Here is a 19,626-nt window from a genome sequence, read left to right on the forward strand (position 1 = left end):
CGAGGCGGCAGTACAGGAGGCCGAGGCCGGCTACTCCGCAGCGCTACGCCGATGGAACACCATCGACCCCGACCAGGCCGCCGAGATGGCCTCCTCTCGTGCCAAAGTGGATCAGGCGAGGAACTCCCTGGCGAACGCACGCGCCAACTCCGTGCAGCAGCAAGTTCGTCAGGCCGACGTCGTGAACCAGCGCGCATCGGTGACGAAGGCCAACGCAGAGGTCTCACAGACGAAGACCAGCCTGGGCTACACCGTGATCACCGCGCCGCGAGACGGCGTGATCCTGCAGAAGGACGTCGAGGAAGGCACCATCGTCAACTCCGGTCGGTCGGGCGTCGCCGCGGGCGTGTCGATTGTGGAATTGGGCGACCTGAGCACGATGTACGTGGACGTGAACGTTGACGAGACCGACCTCGCCGACATCAAGGCCGGACAGCAGGTCGAGATCAGCGTGGAGTCGCTGCAGGGCAAGAGGGTGACCGGCTCGGTCACCCGCGTGGACCCGCAGGCCACGACCGCGAGCAACATCACCACCGTGAAGGTCGAGATCGAGGTTCTGGACCACGACACACGGCTGATGCCGGGCTTGAGTGCAGAGTGCACCTTCCTGGTGGGAGAGCGCGACAACGTGCTGACGCTACCTGCGCAGGCCGTGCGCGAGAGAGACGGCAAGCACACGGTGACGATGCTCGCCCAGGGGAAGCCTGGTCAAGGCCAGCCAGGAGCACCCCAGACGACGACCCTTCCAGTCGAAGTCGGCCTGACCAGCGATGAAACGGTGGAGATCGTGTCGGGACTGCAAGAGGGCGACAAGGTGGTCCTGCCCGAGTTGGGTACCAGCTCCCAGGAAGACGGACCGCGTGGTGGACCGCCCGGTGGCGGGAACGACTTCATCAACAAGAAGCAATAGCTCAGAGACTGTGAGTTTGTCCTGCGATCCAGCGAAGGAGATGCCGACGTGTCCATCTGGGAGGCCATGCAGCTCTGCCTCGAAGCCATCCTGGCGAACCGCTTGCGGTCTGCGCTGACCATGCTGGGGATCATCTTCGGCGTGGGTGCGGTGATCGGGGCGGTATCCCTCACCGCAGGCGCCAAAGCCGCAACTCTGGCGCGGTTCGAGGCGATGGGGACGAACTCCCTCCAGATCATGCCGGGGCAGGGACGTGGCCCGATCGGCGGAGGTATGGGGTCGGCGCAGACCCTCACGCTCTCTGATGCCGAGGCAATCGGTAAGCAGTGCCGAGGCATCAGCGCGCTCGCTCCCCAGGTCAGCACTCACGCCCAGGTGAAGGCGGGCAGCAACAACACGAGCACCTCGATCTTTGGGACGACCGTCAACTACACCGAGGTCGGCAAGCTCACCCTCGCTCAGGGCCGCTTCTTCACCGAAGACGAGGCGAAACACCGGCGCAAGGTGGCGGTGCTGGGTTCGACGGTAGTGACGAACCTCTATGGCAAGGGCGAGGAGGTGACCGGTGAGAAGATCAAGGTGTCTGGCGCCACCTTCACCATCATCGGGGTCTGCGCCACCAAGGGCTCTTCCGGCCCCAACGACCCCGATGACATGATCTACGTCCCGATCGACACCGCCATCGCCCGCCTGACCGGAGGCATGGGTGGCGCAAACACCAGGGACTCGGTCAACGGGATCACGGTGCTGGCAGCGGACATGAAGAACGCTGAGAAGGTCAAGGCTGAGGTCCGAGCCGTGCTGCGCAAGAGACACAAGCTCGCAGACGCAGAGGATGACGACTTCCGCATCTTCGCAGCGGCCGAGCTTGTCCAGGGCGCAGAGGCTTCCAACCAGATTCTCACGCTCCTGTTCAGCTCCATCGCCATCGTGTCGCTGCTGGTGGGCGGCATCGGCATCATGAACATCATGCTGGTGTCGGTCACCGAGCGGACCCGTGAGATCGGCCTGCGCAAGGCCCTGGGCGCAACGCCCCACGACATCCTGCTGCAGTTCCTGATCGAGTCGCTCACCCTGAGTCTCGCCGGCGGGCTCATCGGCGTCATCTTCGGCATCAGCACCTCTTTCATCGTCCGGCTGTTCGGACTGAACAGCGCGGTGTCGGTGCCCTGGGTGGTGCTGTCCTTCTGCTTCGCGGCCGCGGTCGGCATAGTCTTCGGTATCCTGCCGGCTCGCAAGGCCGCCGACCTGGATCCCGTGGTGGCACTTCGATATGAGTAGGTCAGTGCCCCGCAGCTCTTCCGAGTGCGCGGGGCACCGGAGGCGTAGTGATGATTCGGACGACTGACTTGTGCAAATCTTACCGCATGGGCGATGTGGTCGTGGAGGCCCTGCGGGGTGTCTCAATCCACATCGAGAAGGGTGAGTTCGTGGCTGTCATGGGACCTTCGGGCTCCGGCAAGTCCACCTTCATGCACCTGGTCGGCTGCCTCGACCGTCCGACCAGCGGCTCCTGCATCATCGCAGGAGTGGACGTGTCGAACATGGATCAGGCCGAACTGGCCCACGTACGCAACACCCGGCTTGGCTTCATCTTCCAGTCCTACAACCTGCTGGGCAGTGCAACGGCGCTGCGAAACGTGGAGCTGCCCTTGATGTACAGCCCCCAGAAGCCGCCGCGAGAGGAGCGACGCGAGCGTGCCCTCCGAGCGTTGAAGGCCGTCGGGCTGGGCGACCGTGTCAACCACAGACCCCACGAGCTCTCCGGTGGCCAGCAGCAACGCGTGGCCATTGCCCGCGCCCTGGTCAACGATCCGGAGGTCATCCTCGGCGACGAGCCCACGGGGAACCTCTCCACCGCCCAGAGCGAGGAGATCATGGCGATCCTACAGACCCTCCACCGCGAGGGGCACACGGTGGTGATCGTCACCCACGAGCCGGAAATCGGCCGGCACGCCCAGCGCATCATCTACTTCCGCGACGGACTCGTGGAAAACGAGACACGGGTAGCTGAGCCGATTATCGCACGCCCGACCTCCGAACAACTCGCGGCGATCGAGTACAGTAGCAGTTAGCCGGCCCGTCCTCTGCGGCGTCCTCCCGAGGTCGACTTCACGCCGGCCCAAAGGAGTGTATAATAGGGTGACGCGTTATCACCCCGACTTGTGAGTGTGCGCACGACCATGGCCCGTCCTCCGAGCGCAGTCGTATCCATCGCGCTACTGTCCCTGTCGCTGGCGCTGGGGCATCTCGCCCCCCTTTCGGCCTGCGATATCCCCGTCTATGAATATGCCCTGCTGAACTGGTCGCGCCAGGACTACACCCTCTGCTACCTCCATGACGGAGCGGAGGCCCCGGCAGATGCCGAGGCGAACAAGCTACTGAGGAAGGTCGCCGCCGGGAAAGAGGGGCACGCCAACCTTCGCTTCGTCTCCCTCAAGGCCACGCAGGACCCGGAGGGGCTCAGCCCCGAGGACCGGTACGTCCTGAAAACCACCAGCGAGCTCTCCCGGCCCCGACACCTCCTTCTCTCGCCCAAGGGACGCACCGTCTTCAGCGGACGCATGACCGTCGCCGACGTCCGCGACCTTCTGGCTTCTGCTCAGACAGCCAGCCTTGCCGGTATGCTCTTGCGCGGGACGCACGGTGTCCTGGTGGTCATGACGGACCGCAACGAGGCCCAGAACGCAGCCGCACTGAAGGCAGCCCAGAACGCGGTTCATGCCGCGGAGGGTACGGGCGTCTCCGTGGGCCTGCTTGAGGTCTCCCGGCAGGACCCGAAGGAGCGGTGGTTGGTCCGGCAGTTGCTGCAGGTCGAGACAGACCTGGCGAACCTCGACGGGCCGATGGTCTTCGGCGCCTACGGACGCTGTCACCTTACGGAGGCCTATCTGGGCAAGGGCATCACCGCGACTAACCTCCAGGGACTCGTCGCCTTCATGAAGGGCCCGTGCACCTGTGACATCAAGGCCGCGAACCTGGGCGTCGATCTGGTCACGAACTACGACTGGGAATCGTCTTTGCCCGCGACGGGAACTCCTCTCAACCTCACGGAGCCGGGCGGCTACGTGACCTTCGGCGAGTAGGTCGGCCAGCTGGCAGGGCTGCCACGCCAACCCTACAGTCAGACAGGACGGTTCGCCATGCGACTGACCCTTCGCATCGTCTCAGCGCTCCTACTCCTTGCCGCTATCCCCACCTTCGCAGCGGACTGGCCCCTGTGGCGCTGCGATGCTCGGCACAGCGCCGCCACCTCACAAGACCTTGGCGGCGACCTGCACCTGCAGTGGACGCTGCAGTTGCCGCCACTCAAGCCGGCGTGGCCTGATGAGCCGCGCATGCGCTTCGACGTGGCCTACGAGCCCATCGTCGCCGGGCAGACGCTCTTCGTGGCTTCGCCGCGGGAGGACGCGCTCCTGGCCCTGGACACCCGTACCGCTCGACTTCGGTGGCGGTTTCTGGCCGATGGGCCGATCCGCCTCGCACCAGCGGTCTCAAACGGGCGGGTCTACTTCGGCTCCGACGACGGTAACCTCTACTGTCTGAACGCGGCGGACGGCGCGCTTGTGTGGAAGTTCCGCGCTGCCTCCGAGGAGCGGCTCGTCCTGGGCAATGAGCGGATCATCTCCACCTGGCCGGTGCGTGGGGCTCCTGTGGTGGACAAGGGGCGGGTCTACTTCGCCGCCGGAATCTGGCCCTTCATGGGCGTCTTTCTGTACTGCCTCGATGCAACCACAGGCTCAGTGATCTGGCGCAAGGACGACACCGGCGCGGTCTACTTCAACCAGCCGCACAACAGTCCCGCCTTCTCCGGCGTCGCCCCGCAGGGCTATCTGACTGCGACAGACAAGGTCCTGCTCATCCCCGGCGGACGGAGCACCCCTGCGGGTGTCAACCCGGACACCGGCGAGCTGCTCTTCTTCAAGCTCGCCGAGAATCACAAGATCGGCGACTCCAAGGTCGCGGCGAACGGCACCTGGTTCCTCAACTGCGGCAATCTCTACCAACTCACGACCGGCACACTCCTGGGTGGGGTCTCCTCTCGCCCTGTTACCGACCCTTACGTGCCCTTCGTCAGCAATCCCACCCTTCGCATCAACCCGGATAGCAGCGCCTCAGTCGTCACCGATGACCTTCTCTGCGGCATCGACAAGGGCGAGGTGGTTGTGCGCAGCACGGCGCAGGCGAAGATGGAGGAGTCCACGGACAGCAAGGGCGCCAAGTCCACTAACCTTGTGGTGCCGGTCAGCACCACCACGGGCATAGAGGCCGACCGCGTCTGGGTGAGTGCTGCCGGCAAGCTTGTCGCCTCCGCGGGCAACCGTCTTCTGCTGATCGCTCCGGGCGATGCAGCGACTGAATCGAGGACCCTTTGGCAAGCGGAGGTCCCGGGCACAATTGAGTCCGTGATCGCCGCCGACGGACGGCTCTTCGTATCGACGCTGGAGGGCGAGATCCACTGCTTCGGACAGGACGCAGTGCAGGCACAGACCGTCAAGCTGCGACGCGACTCCGCTCCGCGCCCGGGGGCCGCCGGTTCTGCCCTTGCCCGGAGGATCCTCCGGGCCACCGGCGCGAAGGAGGGCTACTGCCTCGTCCTCGGGGCGAAGGACGCCGACCTTCTCGCCGCCCTGGCCAGGGACACCCAGTTGCGCGTCGTTGCGCTCGCTCCCGACCGCAAGACAGCGGAAGTGCTCCGCGACGCGCTCTGGGATACAGGGCTCTACGGACCGCAGGTGGCTGTCCTTCCCGGCAACCTCGGTCAGCTGCGCCTTCCTCCCTACTTCGCAAACCTCGTCGTGGCCGCGGAGGACTCGAACACAGCCCTGGCGGCGGATCCGTCCCTTCTGCAACTGGCCTTCGCCTCGGTGCGGCCCTACGGCGGTGCGATGGTCCTTGGCCTGGATGCCGCCCGCTATGCCGCTCTCAGGGGTCTCCTCGGCACTGCCGGATTCGAGGGTGCTGAGGCTGAGCAATCAGAAGACTTGGTGGTGGTGCGCAAGCCGGGAGCCTTGCCCGGCAGCGCCAACTGGACCCATCAGTACGGCAATCCGGCGAACACGGTGTCCTCGCGAGACAGCACGGTAGAAGCTCCCCTTGGCCTGCTGTGGTTTGGCGGCCCGAGTAACCTGGACGTCCTGCCGCGGCACGGCCACGGTCCTCCGGAGCAGGTGGTGGATGGTCGGCTGTTCATCGAGGGCCCCGACTCCCTGCGCGCCAATGACGTCTACACCGGCCGCCAGCTATGGAAGGTCTCCTTGCCCGAGCTTGGGGAGTACTACAACCGCACCTATCACCAGCCGGGGGCCAATGCCCTGGGCACCAACTTCGTGGCGACGCCGGAGACCGTTTACGTCGTCCACGAGAACCGCTGCCTCAAGCTCGACCCGGCCACCGGTGAGCGGCAGGGGGAGATCGTGCTTCCGACCGAGGGCGATACTCCCGACAAGACCACCGGCTGGGGGTACATCGCCGTGCAGGGTGATGTGATCGTCGCGGGTGCCTCGCCGATGTTCTGGGGCGGCAAGGGCAAGCCCGGGGATAGCGACAACTGGGATGCCACGTCCAGCCGTCGCATCATCGTCCTCGACCGTGCCTCGGGTAAGCCGCTGTGGCAGGTGGAGGCCAAGTGCGCCTTCCGCCACAACGCTATCTGCGTGAGCCCGAACCTGCTCTTCTGCATCGACCGCTTGCCTGATCCCATCCTCCAGACCATGCAGCGACGAGGCGAGGAGCCGGTATCCAAGCCTTCCTTGCTTGCCCTGGACCTGCATACCGGACGCCTGGTCTGGCGAGCCGATGCGGACGTCTTCGGCACCTGGCTGAGCTACTCCGTGGAACGAGATATCCTGTTGCAGTCAGGCCGCCCCTCGCGGGACATGCTCACCGACGAACCGGGCGATCGCATGGTCGCCTTCCGCGGGACCACCGGCGAAGTGCTCTGGGAGATGAAGGAGAAGTACTACGGCCCGCCGATTATCCTGGGCGACCGTATCCTCACGCAGACGATCTCGCTGGGGCAGCCCGGTCGTGCTCTGTCCCTGCTGACCGGGAAGCCGCTGCTGCGCACCAACCCGATCACCGGCGAGCAGACTCCCTGGCAGTATGGCCGCAACTACGGCTGCAACACGGTTATTGCCAGCGAGAACCTGATCACCTTCCGCTCGGCAGCGGCAGGCTTCTTCGACCTCCGCACGGATGGCGGCACGGGCAACCTCGGCGGCTTCAAGTCGGGCTGCACCTCCAACCTCATCGTCGCGAACGGCGTCCTCAACGCGCCGGACTACACCCGCACCTGTACCTGCAGCTACCAGAACCAGACCTCCCTGGCCTTCGTGCATGATCCGTCGGTCGAGGCCTGGTCCTTCAACCTCATGGATCTTGGCGACGCTCCGATCAAGCGGGTGGGCCTGAACTTCGGTGCACCGGGAGACCGGCTGGCCCCTGATGGTGCCCTCTGGCTGGACTGCCCCAGTGTGGGCGGTCCGTCGCCGAAGGTCGAGGTCACCTTGACGCCGGCGACGCCGGCGCAGTTCCGGCACCACGCCTCCTGGGTCAAGGCCGGTGACCTGCCCTGGGTCGCTGCTTCCGGTCTGCTGGGAGTGGAGAAGGTCAGTGTACGTCTTGCCCCGGCTGGCTCACCCGTGCGTTCCTTCACACTCCGGCTGCACTTCGTGGAGCCGGAGGAGGCGGCCGCCGGTCAACGTCTCTTCGACGTCGCAGTGCAGGGCCAGCCGGTCTGCCGTCGTCTGGACATCGCCGCAGAGGCCAGCGGCAGTGCGCGATCGCTGGTCAAGGAAGTACGCGGCGTCAAGGCCTCGGAGACGCTTGAGGTGGCCCTGACGGCCTGCCCGGACTCTCACCTGAGCCAGACCGTCCTCTGCGGCCTGGAGATCGTCGAGGAATAGCAGTCCCCATCGAAAGCCCCTCCGTCGTGGATCGTGCTGTCACCCCGACAAGGGACGCGCTGGTGGGAGGGCGAACCCTCGGGTCACCATAGGTGCGCAGCCTTGACGCGCGGAGGGCTCCGATGGACGTGCTGATCTACTTCGACACCGAGGACTTCTTCTCTGCCCCGGACTCACCGGTGCATCAGCTTCCCGGCCAACTCGCCGAGATCATGACGCGGCACGGACTCCCCGGCTGCTTCCACCTCCACGGCGAGAAGGCGCGGTTCATGGAGCGCCACGGTCAGACCGAAGTCATCGAGGCTATCAAACGTCATGACGTGAGTCTGCATTACGACCGTGGCTCGATACATCCCACGACGGCTGAGGAAGTGTCCCAACTCGACTGGTGCGGCGGCGTCGAGCGAGTGCTGTTCCGCGAGCTTCCGGGCTTCCAGGCACTGGAGAGGATCTTCGGCAAGTGCAGCGGGCTGACGCAGCACGGAGGGACCTTCGCCGCCCAGATCGTCTATGCTGCGGGCAAGCTCGGGAAGCCCTTCTTCTACTCGCCCTTCCGGCTGCCGGGCCGCAACCTCGTCTGGTACTGCAACAACCTGCTTATCGGCGGCTACCAGGCGGACTTCTACTTCGACCAGTTCTACCGCGACACTCCTGCCTTCGAGGAGCGGCTGGCGCGTGTGGATGGCTACCTCTCCGACCGGGCCCGCGAGTACGACTTCACCGCCATGTTCGGCTGCCACCCGGTCATCACGATGATGCAGGAGTTCCCCGATGCCATGAACTTCAGGAACGGAGCCACTCCCCCACCGGACCAATGGCTGGCGCCGGTCATGGTCCCGGGAGTGTCAATCCCCCTGATCCTGGAGAACTTCGAGCGCCTGGTGGTCAAGCTCGTGGGCCAGCCGAAGGTACATTGGACCGACGTGCAGGGCCTGCGGAGCCTCTACGGCCTCCGACCGGTGCGTGTCAGCGATGCCGTCGTCCTGAAGGGGGCCGAGGCGGTTGTGGACAACGCTGGTCCGACCTTCACCAAGGAGCTCTCCGCAGCGGAGCTGCTTTACCTGCTGGCCCGGCGAGCGCTGCGGCGTGCCGATTGGTACGAAACGCCGCAGGTGATCGGGCCAGTCGCCGCACCGCCCGAGACCAGACCCGAGCCACCCGGTAGGATGTCAGCAGAGGCCCTGGCCAGCGGCATCGTCCGCGCTTGCCAGTCGACGGGGGCGCTGCCGGAGGCTCTTGCGGACGACGGGCACTGGACGTCACCCGAGGCGGCGCTCCTCAGTCTGGCCTGCCATGCTCTGGGGCGTCCGCTGCCGCCCGAAGGCTCCCGCCGGTTGTCACTGGAGGCCATCCCGGGGGTGCCCGAAGCGCTGGAGAACGTCCGTGGATACAAGGACTGGCGGGTGCACGGACCGGGCTATCACCAGCCCGGTATCCTGGCGCCCTTCTTGCGACAGTGCTGGACACTGAAGCCGGCGGTGCGCGATGGGAAGTACGGTGAGGGAGTGGAGACGGGGGACTACCTGAATCCCATGTTTGACCGGCGCTGATGAGGGGCCTGGCGCCCTGCCTTGTTCTGCGACCACACAGTTCTCAGTCGGGAGGACCCCATGCCTGCTCTACGAGCCGCTGCCGCCGCCGTCTCACTCACCGACGACGCCCATCCCGACACTGAGCCGGTCTTCGTCCGCGGCCATGAGGGCCAGTTCCGTGCGACCGCGCTTGTGATCGAGGCCGAGACCCGCCTCTGCCTGATATCGATCGATGCCCTCGTTCCTCCCCTGAACATGATCCAGGCTGCAACCCGCCGCATCGCCGAAAGCACCACCATCCCGGCTGAGAACGTGCTCCTGTGCGCGACGCATACCCACAGCGGACCGACCACCCACGACTCCTTCGGTGCCACGCCGAATCCTGAGTACAAGCGTCGCATGGAGGAGGGCGCCGTCCAGGCGGTTCAGCAAGCGTGCGCTGCTCTCGATGACCCTGATCGACCGGCGAGCGAGACGCAGGTTGACCTGCTTCTGGGGCTGAGGCAGGAGGCTACGATCGGCCGCAACAGTCGGCTGCTGCTCAAGGATGGCCAGATCGGGTGGTACAACTACGAGGAGGAGGACGTCCTCCGGCCCACCGGCCCCTACGACCCCGACGTTCCTGTCCTTGCCTTCCGGCGAGCAGAGGGCAGCCTGGCCGGTGTGCTCTTCAACCACACGGTACACAACATCGGCGCCGTCACCCCGGGCGTCATGTCACCGGCCTTCTCCGGCCTGGCGCGCCAGGAGATCGAGGAGCGGCGCCACACCCTTGCGCTCTTCCTGCCCGGCGCCTTCGGCTCAACGCACAACGCCACCTACAACGGCAGTGGCCTTGCGCCGAGCGAACTGGTCTATCGCCTCACGACGGCCATCGAGGAAGGGCTGCAGAGCGCAAGGCCCTGTCTCTCGAGTCCCGTGCAGGTGCTTCGCCGCCCCTTCCTCTACCGCCAGCGCGAGTTCGACGAGGCCCAGGCGGCCGAAGACGTGCGACGCTATGCCGACCGCTACTTCGGCGAGCAGTCCGAGGGGCAGCAACGTGTCTTCGCCAGGATGCGCGCCGAGATGGCCGCTACCCAGCGGGAGGAACGCCAGACGACGCTGACCGTGATCCGCCTCGGCGAGGTCGCGCTGGTCGGCATCCCCGGCGGGATGTATGCACGCCTCGGTCTGGACCTGCGCCGCCGCTCTCCCTTCCGCCACACCTTCCTGATCGGCCTGGCGAACGAGGAGATTGGATACCTCCCTGACCGTCAGGCATACAGGGATGGCGGCTATCAGACCTGGGTGGGGCAGCACTGCGCGGTCGCGCCCGGAACCGGCGAGGCAATGGTGGAGCAGGCGCTGGCGATGCTCCAGGAGCTACATGACCGGCCCCGCCCCTAGGCTGCATCACTGTCACACAGGATGGCAGAGGCGGCCGGAGGCTATGCCCGGGGTGCTCTTCCGTCAGGGGCGCAGCACCCCTCCGGTCGGGCTCGTGGCCTACTGCCCCTTCCAGACCTCCGCCGGTACCTTCCGCATCTCTGCCGCGCTGTACTGGTCGGTGCCGAACCGTGGGGTGCCGCGCCAGTACCTGACAACGCTCTCCTCACCCAGGCTGCACCCGAGCGACCACACGGGAAAGCTGTTGTTGTCCATGTCATGCACGGCCTGAAGCTGGTAGGCTCCCTGCCCATCGACCGTCACGTTGAGCAGGTCCGAGTAGGGCCTCCAGACTCGTGCAAACAGCCGGTATGTGCCGTCCGCCGGCACCTCGAAGGTGCGCTCGAGCACACTCCCGTCCTCACCCTTCGTCGCTCGCAGACAGACGCCACCACTCGCAAAGGCGTCCTTCACCACCACGTAGTCCGCCGGGATTGGTCCGGCCTCTGCCTCGATCATGACCGCGTCAGCCGTCGGCTGATCCTCCAGCCACGGGAAGAACTCGCCAGCCTTCGCCACACACAGCTTGTCCAGGAAGACCCGGTCGTACCGTGGCCTGACCCCGAGTATGTGCCTGCCGGCCTTCAGGTCCAGGTCAACCTGCGTCAGGGTCCAGCGCCAGTGGCTCTCCAGCGATACTACCAGCGTGTACAGGCCGGTCTGCCCATCTGCCGCCACCGGGAAGACGAACTTGTTCAGCCCGCGTGCGTCCAGCTCGCGCTCGAACACCTTCTTGCCGTCCGGAGCACACAGCACCGCTCTGCCGTGATCGTCGTCGCTGTACTTGCGGTAGGAGCTCTTAAACAGCACCACCTCGAAGGCCTGATCCTGTGCTTCCTTCACCTGGAACACGATCGTCGGCCGGTCGAACTGGGGCAGGTTCTCCGCTCCCTCTGTCCACGGAGTCATCACGACCCTTGGCAGCGAGGCGCGGACCTCTGGCTCGTCGATCCTCGCCTCCTGCATCGCCCGCACGAGGTCCGACGAACCACACAAGAGGGTTGGCTCATTGAGGCCGAACACGAGTTGCCAGTTCAGGTCGTCCGCAGCCCTCTTCATGCACTGCGGGTCACCGGAGAGCCAACTCGCATGGGCCGCCTCGTTGTAGTACAGGCAGCTTCGGTCGTTTGGGAAGTTACCCAACAGCATGCCCGGTGCTTTGGGCCACTCACCGTTCACCGTGTCGTCGGGCCTCTCCCGCAAGTGCAGGAAGCCGTCCGTCAGTTGCAGGTAGAGTTCCCTGACCTCCGGGTCCTGCGTGTTCGCAAGATACCTCCGCAGCGCCTTCATGCCTGTCGCATACATGTACGGCCACAGCGTCACCAGATGGTCTCGCTGGTACTCGTGGATCTTCACGTCCTCCAGCGCAGCCTCCAGGTGGCGCACGTCGCCGGTCAACTGGTAGGCCTGCACAAGGTCCATGAGCTTCCAGCCGATCTGCCGCCAGTAGTGGATGTTCGGCTGCTGCGGGAAGGGGTACTGGGCGTAGTAGTGCCCCACCAGCGGCGCCGTCTCCAGGATCCTTCGCGCACCGGTGAAGCACGCATACTGGGCAACACCGTTGTACCAGGAGTGCCCGTTGACACCGGCACCTGACGGTGCACTGGACTTACGGCTGTGTGGACCATGCTCGAAGATCAGCCCCGCGTTGGGGCCCGTGTGGCATACGTCAATGTCGGTGTAGTGGCCGATCATCAGCTCTGCGAAGTCAAAGTACTCGCGCCGCCCGGTGCGGAAGAACTGGACCATCGCCCCCTCATCGAGCGCCGTCTCCATGTTCAGCCCGCCGTCTGGGTACGTCGCACAACCGTAGTTCAGCATTCCGCCGAAGCCTGGCTTGAACAGGGCCTCCTGGTACTGCTTCATCCAGCCGGCGAGGGTCTGCTCAAGGGACTGCTCGTAGCCAGGGAACTCGCCTTCGCGTCGCACCGTCGGCCGGGCATCCAGGGCCCCGCTGTCGCAATACCACTCCGGCGCCGCGAGCAGTAGCGGCCGGTGCGAGAACACTTCGGCGGCGGCCTCGTTGCCGAAGCTCAGCAGCACGCGGTTGGTTTTGGCCATCCCGGTATAGAAAGGTGTGGGTCCGCCAACCAGTCCTAACTCTATCCTGTCACTCGACAGCCGCAGACTCCGTGGCGCGTTCTGCCAGAAGTCCGCCACCGCCAGCAGCAGACCGTCACAGACCACGCTCCCACTTGCCTGCTTCCCCTCACTGAGAACCTGCTCCCCACGTGTCACCTTGTACGGGTAGTCGTTGCTCGCCTTAGGGTCACTTGTGAGGCCCGCCGTCAGGGTCACCGCTCCAGCCGAGAGCTCCCCTTCGAGCGGCTTGTCTCCGGTCCGCAGCGAGAACCTCTGCGAGGGAGTCTGCACCCGCAGCGTAACGTCCTTCAACTGCACTCTGGCCACTGTGTCGCTCTGGACGAAGCAGTGCTCTAGCTCCAGGTAGTCGGCTCCCGCATAGGCGTAGACCCGGACTACGTAGTCGAGCAGCTTCGCCCCTTCCGCGTTCTGATGCGCACCAGCGAGGCGCACCACCGCCCGCACCGGTCCAGCCTCCTCCACAGTCACCTCCGGCTTCACTCCCCGCGTGGTGTACTGCCAGTTCACGCGTCCCTCCACTCGCTGGATCCGTCGCCTTCCACACACCACCCCCGCGAGCAGCGCCGACCCATCCTTCGGCACGCTGAACCTGAGCTTGCCGGTATCCACCTCGACTGCTTCTGCCGTTTCCGCGACCTTGACCCTGTCTTCTGACGCAGGTGCCTTCACCTGCGGCCCGTACTCCAGCTTCAGCTTCTCACCGTCGGCCGCCCGAGTGCTCACCAGCAACCACTTCACGCTGCCATCGGGCCACCGCGTCAAGGTCTCTGCCTGGCAGTCGCGGCCTGCGACCCGCACCTGCTGCGCCTCACGCAAAGCGCCCTGCGGGAAGGGCACTCCCTGGGTGATCCCCCACTTGCCGGGAGGGAGCTTCCCCGACACTGTCATCTCGACGCTCCCGGACCCCGGGCTACCCGCCTGCTTCAGAAGCGACGCTTTTGCCGCTGCCGGCGCCAGAAAGCCCCTTGCTCCCTCCGGCTTCCAGTACGGATCGGTCGTCAGCACAACCTTGTCGATCTGGATCGCCTCGCCCACGGAGGTCACGGCAAGGTCCTGCGTGCCCTCGGTCAGAATCAGCTCCGGCAGGATCGGCCGCACCCAGTAGCTCCTCCCCTGGGTGTAGCAGTGGAAGTCCCAGGTCTTGCCCGCCGCCTTGAGCGTGAAGGTGTTCGTGCCCGGGCACAGAACCCGCGCCCACAGGTAGTATGGACCTGTCTGTCTGACCTGCACGCGAGACTGGACAGCCGCCCCGCTGTGGCCCGGTACCTCAAGGTTGTCTGCCGGGTCGACCTCGACCAGGCTCACTTCATCAATGTACAGCGTCCGACCCACCGTGATGCGCCAGGTACCGGTGTTCGGGGTGAGGATGGAAACCCGTGCGGTCCTCGCCTCGCCTGCACTGAAGGTGAGGCACACCGGCGACCACGTCAGACCTCGGAACTCGGTCTCCTGCCGGCCAACGGGCATCCCGTCCTTCAGCAGGTCGACCTTCACACTCGTCCCGTACACAACCGAATCCCGCCTCAGCCACACCGTCAGCGCATACCTCTTGCCCGGTTCGACGCGGACGTCCTGGGACACGGCGGCCGCCTTCGGCGTCGCCACAACCGACCGCAGCGCCAGACACTGCTTCCCTGCTTGAGCCCCAACCGTCTCGAGGCACACCTTCTGCTGCGCCGCCTCTGCATTGAGGCTCCACCCTGGGACACCCTTCGCCACAGGCTCGGCCTCGAAGCCACCGTTCTGCAGGAGGTTGGTACCCCAGACGGCCGTCGACATGACCAGCATGCATGTTGCGGGGAGCAGTGGGTGCATCTTCCGTCCCTTCCCTTGCACGGCGCGTTTCCAGGCTTGCGGCGCTCGGCGACCTGGCTAGTTGTTGTCCCAGTAGTCGCCTTTCCATCCCGCCGAGCCCGTCAGCCACTTGGCGTGTCCGTCGTAGAAGCCCGCGCAGAAGCCATCGTTGTGCGGCGCATAGGCTTTGCCGGTCTCGTTGAGCCCTTCGAGCCACATCTCGTAGGTCGTCGCGTCCGCCCTACCGGGGTGGTGCGAGAGCTGGTTGCGCGAGTCATGCATCACGATCTTCTGCGAAGGAGCCAGGATCTCACTCAGACTCCTCGGCATGTCGCTGTTGTAGCCGTAACCGTAGACAAGATGCTGCCGACTCGGGCACCGCATGATCTGCTTGTTCTTGACGTAGGGCTCCACGGAGTTATTCCAGTAGACTTGGCTCAGTCCGAGGCGGTACAGCGGGAGGTTGTCGTCGTAGTCCTGCGTGTACATCATGATACCGAGTCCGAACTGCTTGACGTTCGACAGGCAGGCGCTCTGCCGTGCCTTCTCGCGTGCCCTGGCGAAGACTGGGAACAGGATCGCCGCCAGGATCGCGATGATCGCGATCACGACCAACAGCTCGATCAGCGTGAACCCTCGGTGCTTCATGGCCCGTCGCATCTCCTTCGCTTGCATCCTAGTGCCCGGTTTGGGGCGCAAGCCCCCTCCGGTGGAGGTAGAGGGATTCGGTCTCCGGTGGTCCGTCACGCCCTCCACACCTACTCTGGCTCGGTGCTCCAGTCCACCGTCCAGGGCGGGCGTCGGCGGAACTCCGTATGGAACTTGTTCTTCAGCGCTCCGCGCTTCTCGAGCTGAATCATGCACGCTCGCACGCAGCCACGTCCGCCGCAGATCGCCTGGCCGGTGTTGTACAGGTTCCGCGGCTTGTGGTGGAAGGGCGTGATGCTGTTGGGCCGGACGTCGTTTCGCCCGTCCAGGTAGTGCCCTTCCTCTCCCTCGCCGACGAGCTCTCCACCGCGGAAGGCCATGCTGCACGCGGCACAGTCCAAATCGCCCCATTCCACCTCATGCCCGGCCAGTGTCACCTTGACCGTCTTGTCCGGGCTGATCGCGTTCCCCGGGCAGTCCTTCACACACGCCATGCACCGATTGCACAGCTTCGGCCCGTCGTAGATCGGCGAAGGCTCAAGCTCCGCCTCGGTCAGCACGATCCCCACTCGCTGCCGCGGTCCGAACTCCGGCGTCAGCAGCATCTTGCTGTACCCGATCTCCCCCAGTCCGGCCAGGTATGCCGCGATCCGCAGGTGCACCATCACATCCGGTGCTGCCTGACCCGGCCTCACCGGGCGGCTATAGCCCTCCCACAACTCGCCTGCGTTCCCGACCGCCCGCCAGTCGCTCTGATGGCCGTAGGGGATCGCCTCGTAGCCGTCGTCCTCGATGTACTGGGATAGCTGGATCACGACCATGGGCACGAAGAGGTAGGTCAGCCCGCCATAGCCCATGGAGGAGTAGTTGCTGAAGAAGGTCCCCTCTTCAATCCCGCGCAGACTCCCCCGGTTCACCCGGAAGGCCATGGCAATGAGCGACTTCGCCTCCGGCATGATCTGCCGCGGATCCATCTGGAGCGGTGCGCCTTCGAACCTGTCCATCGAGGCGATGCCCACCGAACTCGCCCCGAGTGCCCGTGCGTACGCTTTGACTTTTTCCCCCGTCAGCATGTGTCCTTCTCCCCGCTATTCAGTCGCCGACAGCTCGGCTGCGGCCTCTACGACTCGCTTAACCTGTTCCTGCCATTCCTCTTCGGGTAGGACGCGCTCCGCGAGGCTGACTCCCAGGACGGCCACAAGCTCGTGGCTGCCCGCGTAAACAGGAACCGCTACTGCATGCCTCTTGCGGTTCTCATACGGGGGCGTTGCATAGCCCTTCGCGCGGATCTCCCGCAACAGCTCCTCCAGCCTTTGAGTCGTCCCCCAACGGTGAGCCCCCTCCTCCTCAAAGGAATGCCGACGCTGGTACTCCCGGCGCTCCACCTCCGACCAGAAGGCCTGGAAGGTCAGGCCGCTGGCACTCGCATAGGGAGCCATCAGCATGCCCCGCGGGTGCTGCAGGATTCCCGGCTGATCGGGGCTCATCCGCAGCACCGCCTCGACTTCACCACCCAGCGCCTGGGCCACGGTCAAGGTCGGCGCGTACTCCCGCAGTTCCCCGAACAGCCGCCGCACCACCATCGCAGCCCGGCGTAGAAGTGTCTGCTTCCAGTACTCGTCCGCCAACTCGAATGCACCCGAGCCCAGCGAGTACCGCACCGGCCGGTCGCTTCTCTCCACAAACCCGGCAGCCACGAGCGTCCGCACGAGTTTGTAGACCGTCGGCTGCTTCAGCCCCAGGTCCGCGACAAGCTCCCCCAGGGTCATCCCATGGTCCGCTGCTCCCAGCCGCCGCAGGATGTCTAGCCCCCGCAGTAGCGACTGGACGAGCGCGGCATCGCTATCGCTGTCCCCGCTTTTGTTACCTATTCTAAACACTCCTTACTTATAGATAACAACAGTAGTGAGTATACCGAGAACCGGAGGCCTGTCAAGCACCCGGCAGAGGTTTTGCACGACCCTCTTGCACCAGACACAAGGGGGCCATCCCTTGCGGAAGGGGAAAGACAGGACGCACGCGAGGAAGGTCTCGGTCACGGGGCTGCGAATCAGCAAGGGGAGCTGCGGCCGCAGGGCACGCAGCTCCCCCCTCGGACGGCCCTGATTGCTGGTTAGCGAGCGCTACCGAAGGTCAGCGACAGCGTGCCCGGGAGCCGGAATTGCACCTTGAGGAGGTGCGTTGCCGGGTCGAACTGCGCAGTGCCTCCGCGACAGCTCTCGAAGCCGTTCGTGAGCGTGACCAGCTCTGCGTCACCGGTCAGCGAGGGGTCGAAGGTGAAGTCGAAGGTCCGATCGGTCCAGAAGTCGACCTCGGCCTCAGGAGGCTCCTTGCGCACTGAGCGCGTCAGGTCGGCGATGAAAAGATGCCGTCCGGAGATGCGATCGCGACCCGCATACATCAGGTTGACGGCATGCTCCGGGTCGGCTCGGCACCAGCGTCGAACACCGGCACGGTCCGCCTCCGCCTCCAGCAGTCCCATGGCTTCCTGCAGGAAGGGACCGTCGGCCGTCGGCGTGCGGTACAGGACGGCTCGGCCACGTCCTACCTTCGCCTCAACGCGAGCCGTCAGGTCGGTACCGACGGCTTTGAGGGCATCCGGATCGATCAGGCCGGCCAGAAGCGGAGTTGCACGAAGGCTTCGGTCCTCCTCGATGGTGTAGGCGAGGCATCGCTCGCCGAAGCCGACGATCGTTCCACCCTCCTCGACCCACTTCCGAAGAGCCTCGACGGCTCGCCGCGAAGTGACCGTCACCGAGCTGTTCGGCATCACCAGCAGCTTCCGGCCCGACAGCGCCCCGTCCTCGATCATCACATCGTCCACTACGTCCGGTGAGCCCAGCGCACGACCCCAGGAAGGGTAACCGCGATCCGGGAACCAGAGCGTGTTCGTGCCGTCATACAGCCGCACGCAATCGCCGTTCGAGCGCTCGGTTCGGAACCAGGAGGTGAGGTACGAGTGGAACATCGCCGCCTCGCTTTTCACGTACCCGGTGCGGTAGTCGTGCACCAGCGGCGCAAGGGCGAACCACGTCGGGCCGAACCAGTGCTGCGGGTCGTAGAGCTGGCCCGTCTGTGCCAGGTGCGCGGCGTCGGCACCACAGGCGAGGACGTTCAGCGCCATGTTGTACTGGTGGAACCGATGCAGGTAGGGCGGGCCGACGTGCTCAAGCATGAGGTCTACGCCATACTGTGAGCAAGCCGCCCGGGTGTACCGACAGGAGAACAGCGTCTGGCTGTCGGTGTCGCTGAAGAACCCCGGCTTCACCTGGCCGAGGAGCTTGACGATGGGGCCGATGTTCCCCAGCGCGATGCCCTGACTGAGCCCGACCTTCGGTCCGCCCATCATCACCGCGAGGGGCTTGTCGGTTTCTGCCCTGGCCGCAAGCAGACTCCGGCGGGTTACCTCCTCCAGCCACCAGTTATACCAGTGCATGAAGTCCGACCAGGCGGTTCGGGTGTCCAGGCCGGCCGGTCCCGTGGGACCCGTCGGCGGCACGATCGATTCCCAGTCGGTCACCGGCTGGCCCCAGGCTTTCGAGAGAGCGCCGAGGTCCTCGTGGTACTGCTCCTTGAGCCAAGCGCGGAAGCCGGCCTTAGCGGGACGGCTAAAGACTGCATACTGCCCGCCCTTCGAGGCCGCATAGTGGACCTCGCCATACATGCTGATCGGCGACGAGAGCATGAAGGAGCACACGCAGGGAGAGTCCTTGAGGGCACGCACGCGGCCGGCGACATACTTGCAGAAGCGGTCGAGGACCACTGGTGAGAAGACTGCGCTCTCTACACCGTCAGCCGTGCGCCGACCCTGGGCGTCCTGGTCCATGTCTTCGTCGGTGAGGTCGAGGTCGGCGAGGATCCCCGGACCCGGTCGGCCCGGGCAGGCATTCGAGGCGAGACCCTCCAGGAAGGCGAGGCCCTGCTCCAGACGGGTGCCTCCGTTCGAGCCGAACTGCAGTCCCAGCTTGTGGGCGCAGTCCAGGCCCTCCGGAGTGAGCGGCGGGAAGCCCCACATCCCAAAGCGCGGGAGGCCCTTGACCGGTGGAAGCTGCCTCATCTTGTCGTCAAGGGGACCGGCGACGAAGGCTGCACCCTCCCCACGGGCGTTCCGGGCGACGATGTCATCCAGCCACACAGTCGCAGGCCCAATCTCTCCCGAGCCGTCGACCTGGAAGGCATGGAAGGACGGCAGGCGCAGGGGAGTGCCGGGGTTCGCCGCCTGGAGCCGCGCGAGTGGGATCACCACTTCGTGCCAGGCCGTGTCCTGCAGTGATACGGGCACGCCAAAGAAGGCCGGGACATGCTG

At 65.4% G+C, this 19,626-nt stretch carries 12 protein-coding genes; 7 read left to right on the forward strand and 5 right to left on the reverse strand.

Features of this window, described 5'->3' with window-relative positions; translation table 11 throughout:
- From ABFE16_20115 to ABFE16_20145, 7 genes are all read left to right on the forward strand, one after another.
- A partial coding sequence (locus ABFE16_20115) for an efflux RND transporter periplasmic adaptor subunit (GenBank protein MEN6347606.1) occupies positions 1-910 on the forward strand: 910 nt, incomplete at its 5' end.
- 48 nt (positions 911-958) lie between these two features.
- On the forward strand, positions 959-2,191 hold the full coding sequence (locus ABFE16_20120; protein MEN6347607.1) for an ABC transporter permease: 1,233 nt from the start codon (positions 959-961) through the stop codon (positions 2,189-2,191).
- 50 nt (positions 2,192-2,241) lie between these two features.
- A complete protein-coding gene (locus ABFE16_20125; protein MEN6347608.1) occupies positions 2,242-2,985 on the forward strand; it encodes an ABC transporter ATP-binding protein in 744 nt (247 codons plus the stop codon).
- Between the two features lie 108 nt (positions 2,986-3,093).
- A complete protein-coding gene (locus ABFE16_20130) occupies positions 3,094-3,996 on the forward strand; it encodes a hypothetical protein (protein ID MEN6347609.1) in 903 nt (300 codons plus the stop codon).
- A 57-nt stretch (positions 3,997-4,053) separates the two neighbouring features.
- On the forward strand, positions 4,054-7,818 hold the full coding sequence (locus ABFE16_20135; protein MEN6347610.1) for a PQQ-binding-like beta-propeller repeat protein: 3,765 nt from the start codon (positions 4,054-4,056) through the stop codon (positions 7,816-7,818).
- Between the two features lie 122 nt (positions 7,819-7,940).
- Positions 7,941-9,368, forward strand: coding sequence for a hypothetical protein (locus ABFE16_20140; GenBank protein MEN6347611.1), 1,428 nt, complete (start codon positions 7,941-7,943; stop codon positions 9,366-9,368).
- A 60-nt stretch (positions 9,369-9,428) separates the two neighbouring features.
- Complete coding sequence (locus ABFE16_20145; protein ID MEN6347612.1) at positions 9,429-10,736, forward strand: hypothetical protein; 1,308 nt, start codon at positions 9,429-9,431, stop codon at positions 10,734-10,736.
- Positions 10,737-10,835: 99 nt separating this feature from the next.
- Here ABFE16_20145 and ABFE16_20150 read toward each other — a convergent pair whose 3' ends face one another.
- The 5 genes from ABFE16_20150 to ABFE16_20170 all read right to left on the reverse strand — a co-directional run.
- A complete protein-coding gene (locus ABFE16_20150) occupies positions 10,836-14,693 on the reverse strand; it encodes a hypothetical protein (protein ID MEN6347613.1) in 3,858 nt (1,285 codons plus the stop codon).
- A gap of 57 nt (positions 14,694-14,750) precedes the next feature.
- On the reverse strand, positions 14,751-15,320 hold the full coding sequence (locus ABFE16_20155) for a prepilin-type N-terminal cleavage/methylation domain-containing protein (GenBank protein ID MEN6347614.1): 570 nt from the start codon (positions 15,318-15,320) through the stop codon (positions 14,751-14,753).
- Positions 15,321-15,430: 110 nt separating this feature from the next.
- Positions 15,431-16,393 (reverse strand): hypothetical protein, encoded by a 963-nt coding sequence (locus tag ABFE16_20160; GenBank protein MEN6347615.1) that lies wholly within the window; start codon positions 16,391-16,393, stop codon positions 15,431-15,433.
- A gap of 15 nt (positions 16,394-16,408) precedes the next feature.
- Complete coding sequence (locus ABFE16_20165; protein MEN6347616.1) at positions 16,409-17,200, reverse strand: IclR family transcriptional regulator; 792 nt, start codon at positions 17,198-17,200, stop codon at positions 16,409-16,411.
- Between the two features lie 233 nt (positions 17,201-17,433).
- A partial coding sequence (locus ABFE16_20170; GenBank protein MEN6347617.1) for an alpha-amylase family protein occupies positions 17,434-19,626 on the reverse strand: 2,193 nt, incomplete at its 5' end.

It is taken from the genome of Armatimonadia bacterium (genome assembly GCA_039679385.1).
Lineage (GTDB): Bacteria > Armatimonadota > Zipacnadia > Zipacnadales > JABUFB01 > JAJFTQ01.

Excerpts from the sequence above, each read along its gene's own strand:
- ABFE16_20125 (MEN6347608.1), top strand. The coding sequence starts at position 2,242 with ATGATTCGGACGACTGACTTGTGCAAATCTTACCGCATGGGCGATGTG.
- ABFE16_20160 (MEN6347615.1), bottom strand. The coding sequence starts at position 16,393 with ATGCTGACGGGGGAAAAAGTCAAAGCGTACGCACGGGCACTCGGGGCG.
- ABFE16_20130 (MEN6347609.1), top strand. The coding sequence starts at position 3,094 with ATGGCCCGTCCTCCGAGCGCAGTCGTATCCATCGCGCTACTGTCCCTG.
- ABFE16_20140 (MEN6347611.1), top strand. The coding sequence starts at position 7,941 with ATGGACGTGCTGATCTACTTCGACACCGAGGACTTCTTCTCTGCCCCG.
- ABFE16_20150 (MEN6347613.1), bottom strand. The coding sequence starts at position 14,693 with ATGCACCCACTGCTCCCCGCAACATGCATGCTGGTCATGTCGACGGCC.
- ABFE16_20155 (MEN6347614.1), bottom strand. The coding sequence starts at position 15,320 with ATGAAGCACCGAGGGTTCACGCTGATCGAGCTGTTGGTCGTGATCGCG.
- ABFE16_20145 (MEN6347612.1), top strand. The coding sequence starts at position 9,429 with ATGCCTGCTCTACGAGCCGCTGCCGCCGCCGTCTCACTCACCGACGAC.
- ABFE16_20135 (MEN6347610.1), top strand. The coding sequence starts at position 4,054 with ATGCGACTGACCCTTCGCATCGTCTCAGCGCTCCTACTCCTTGCCGCT.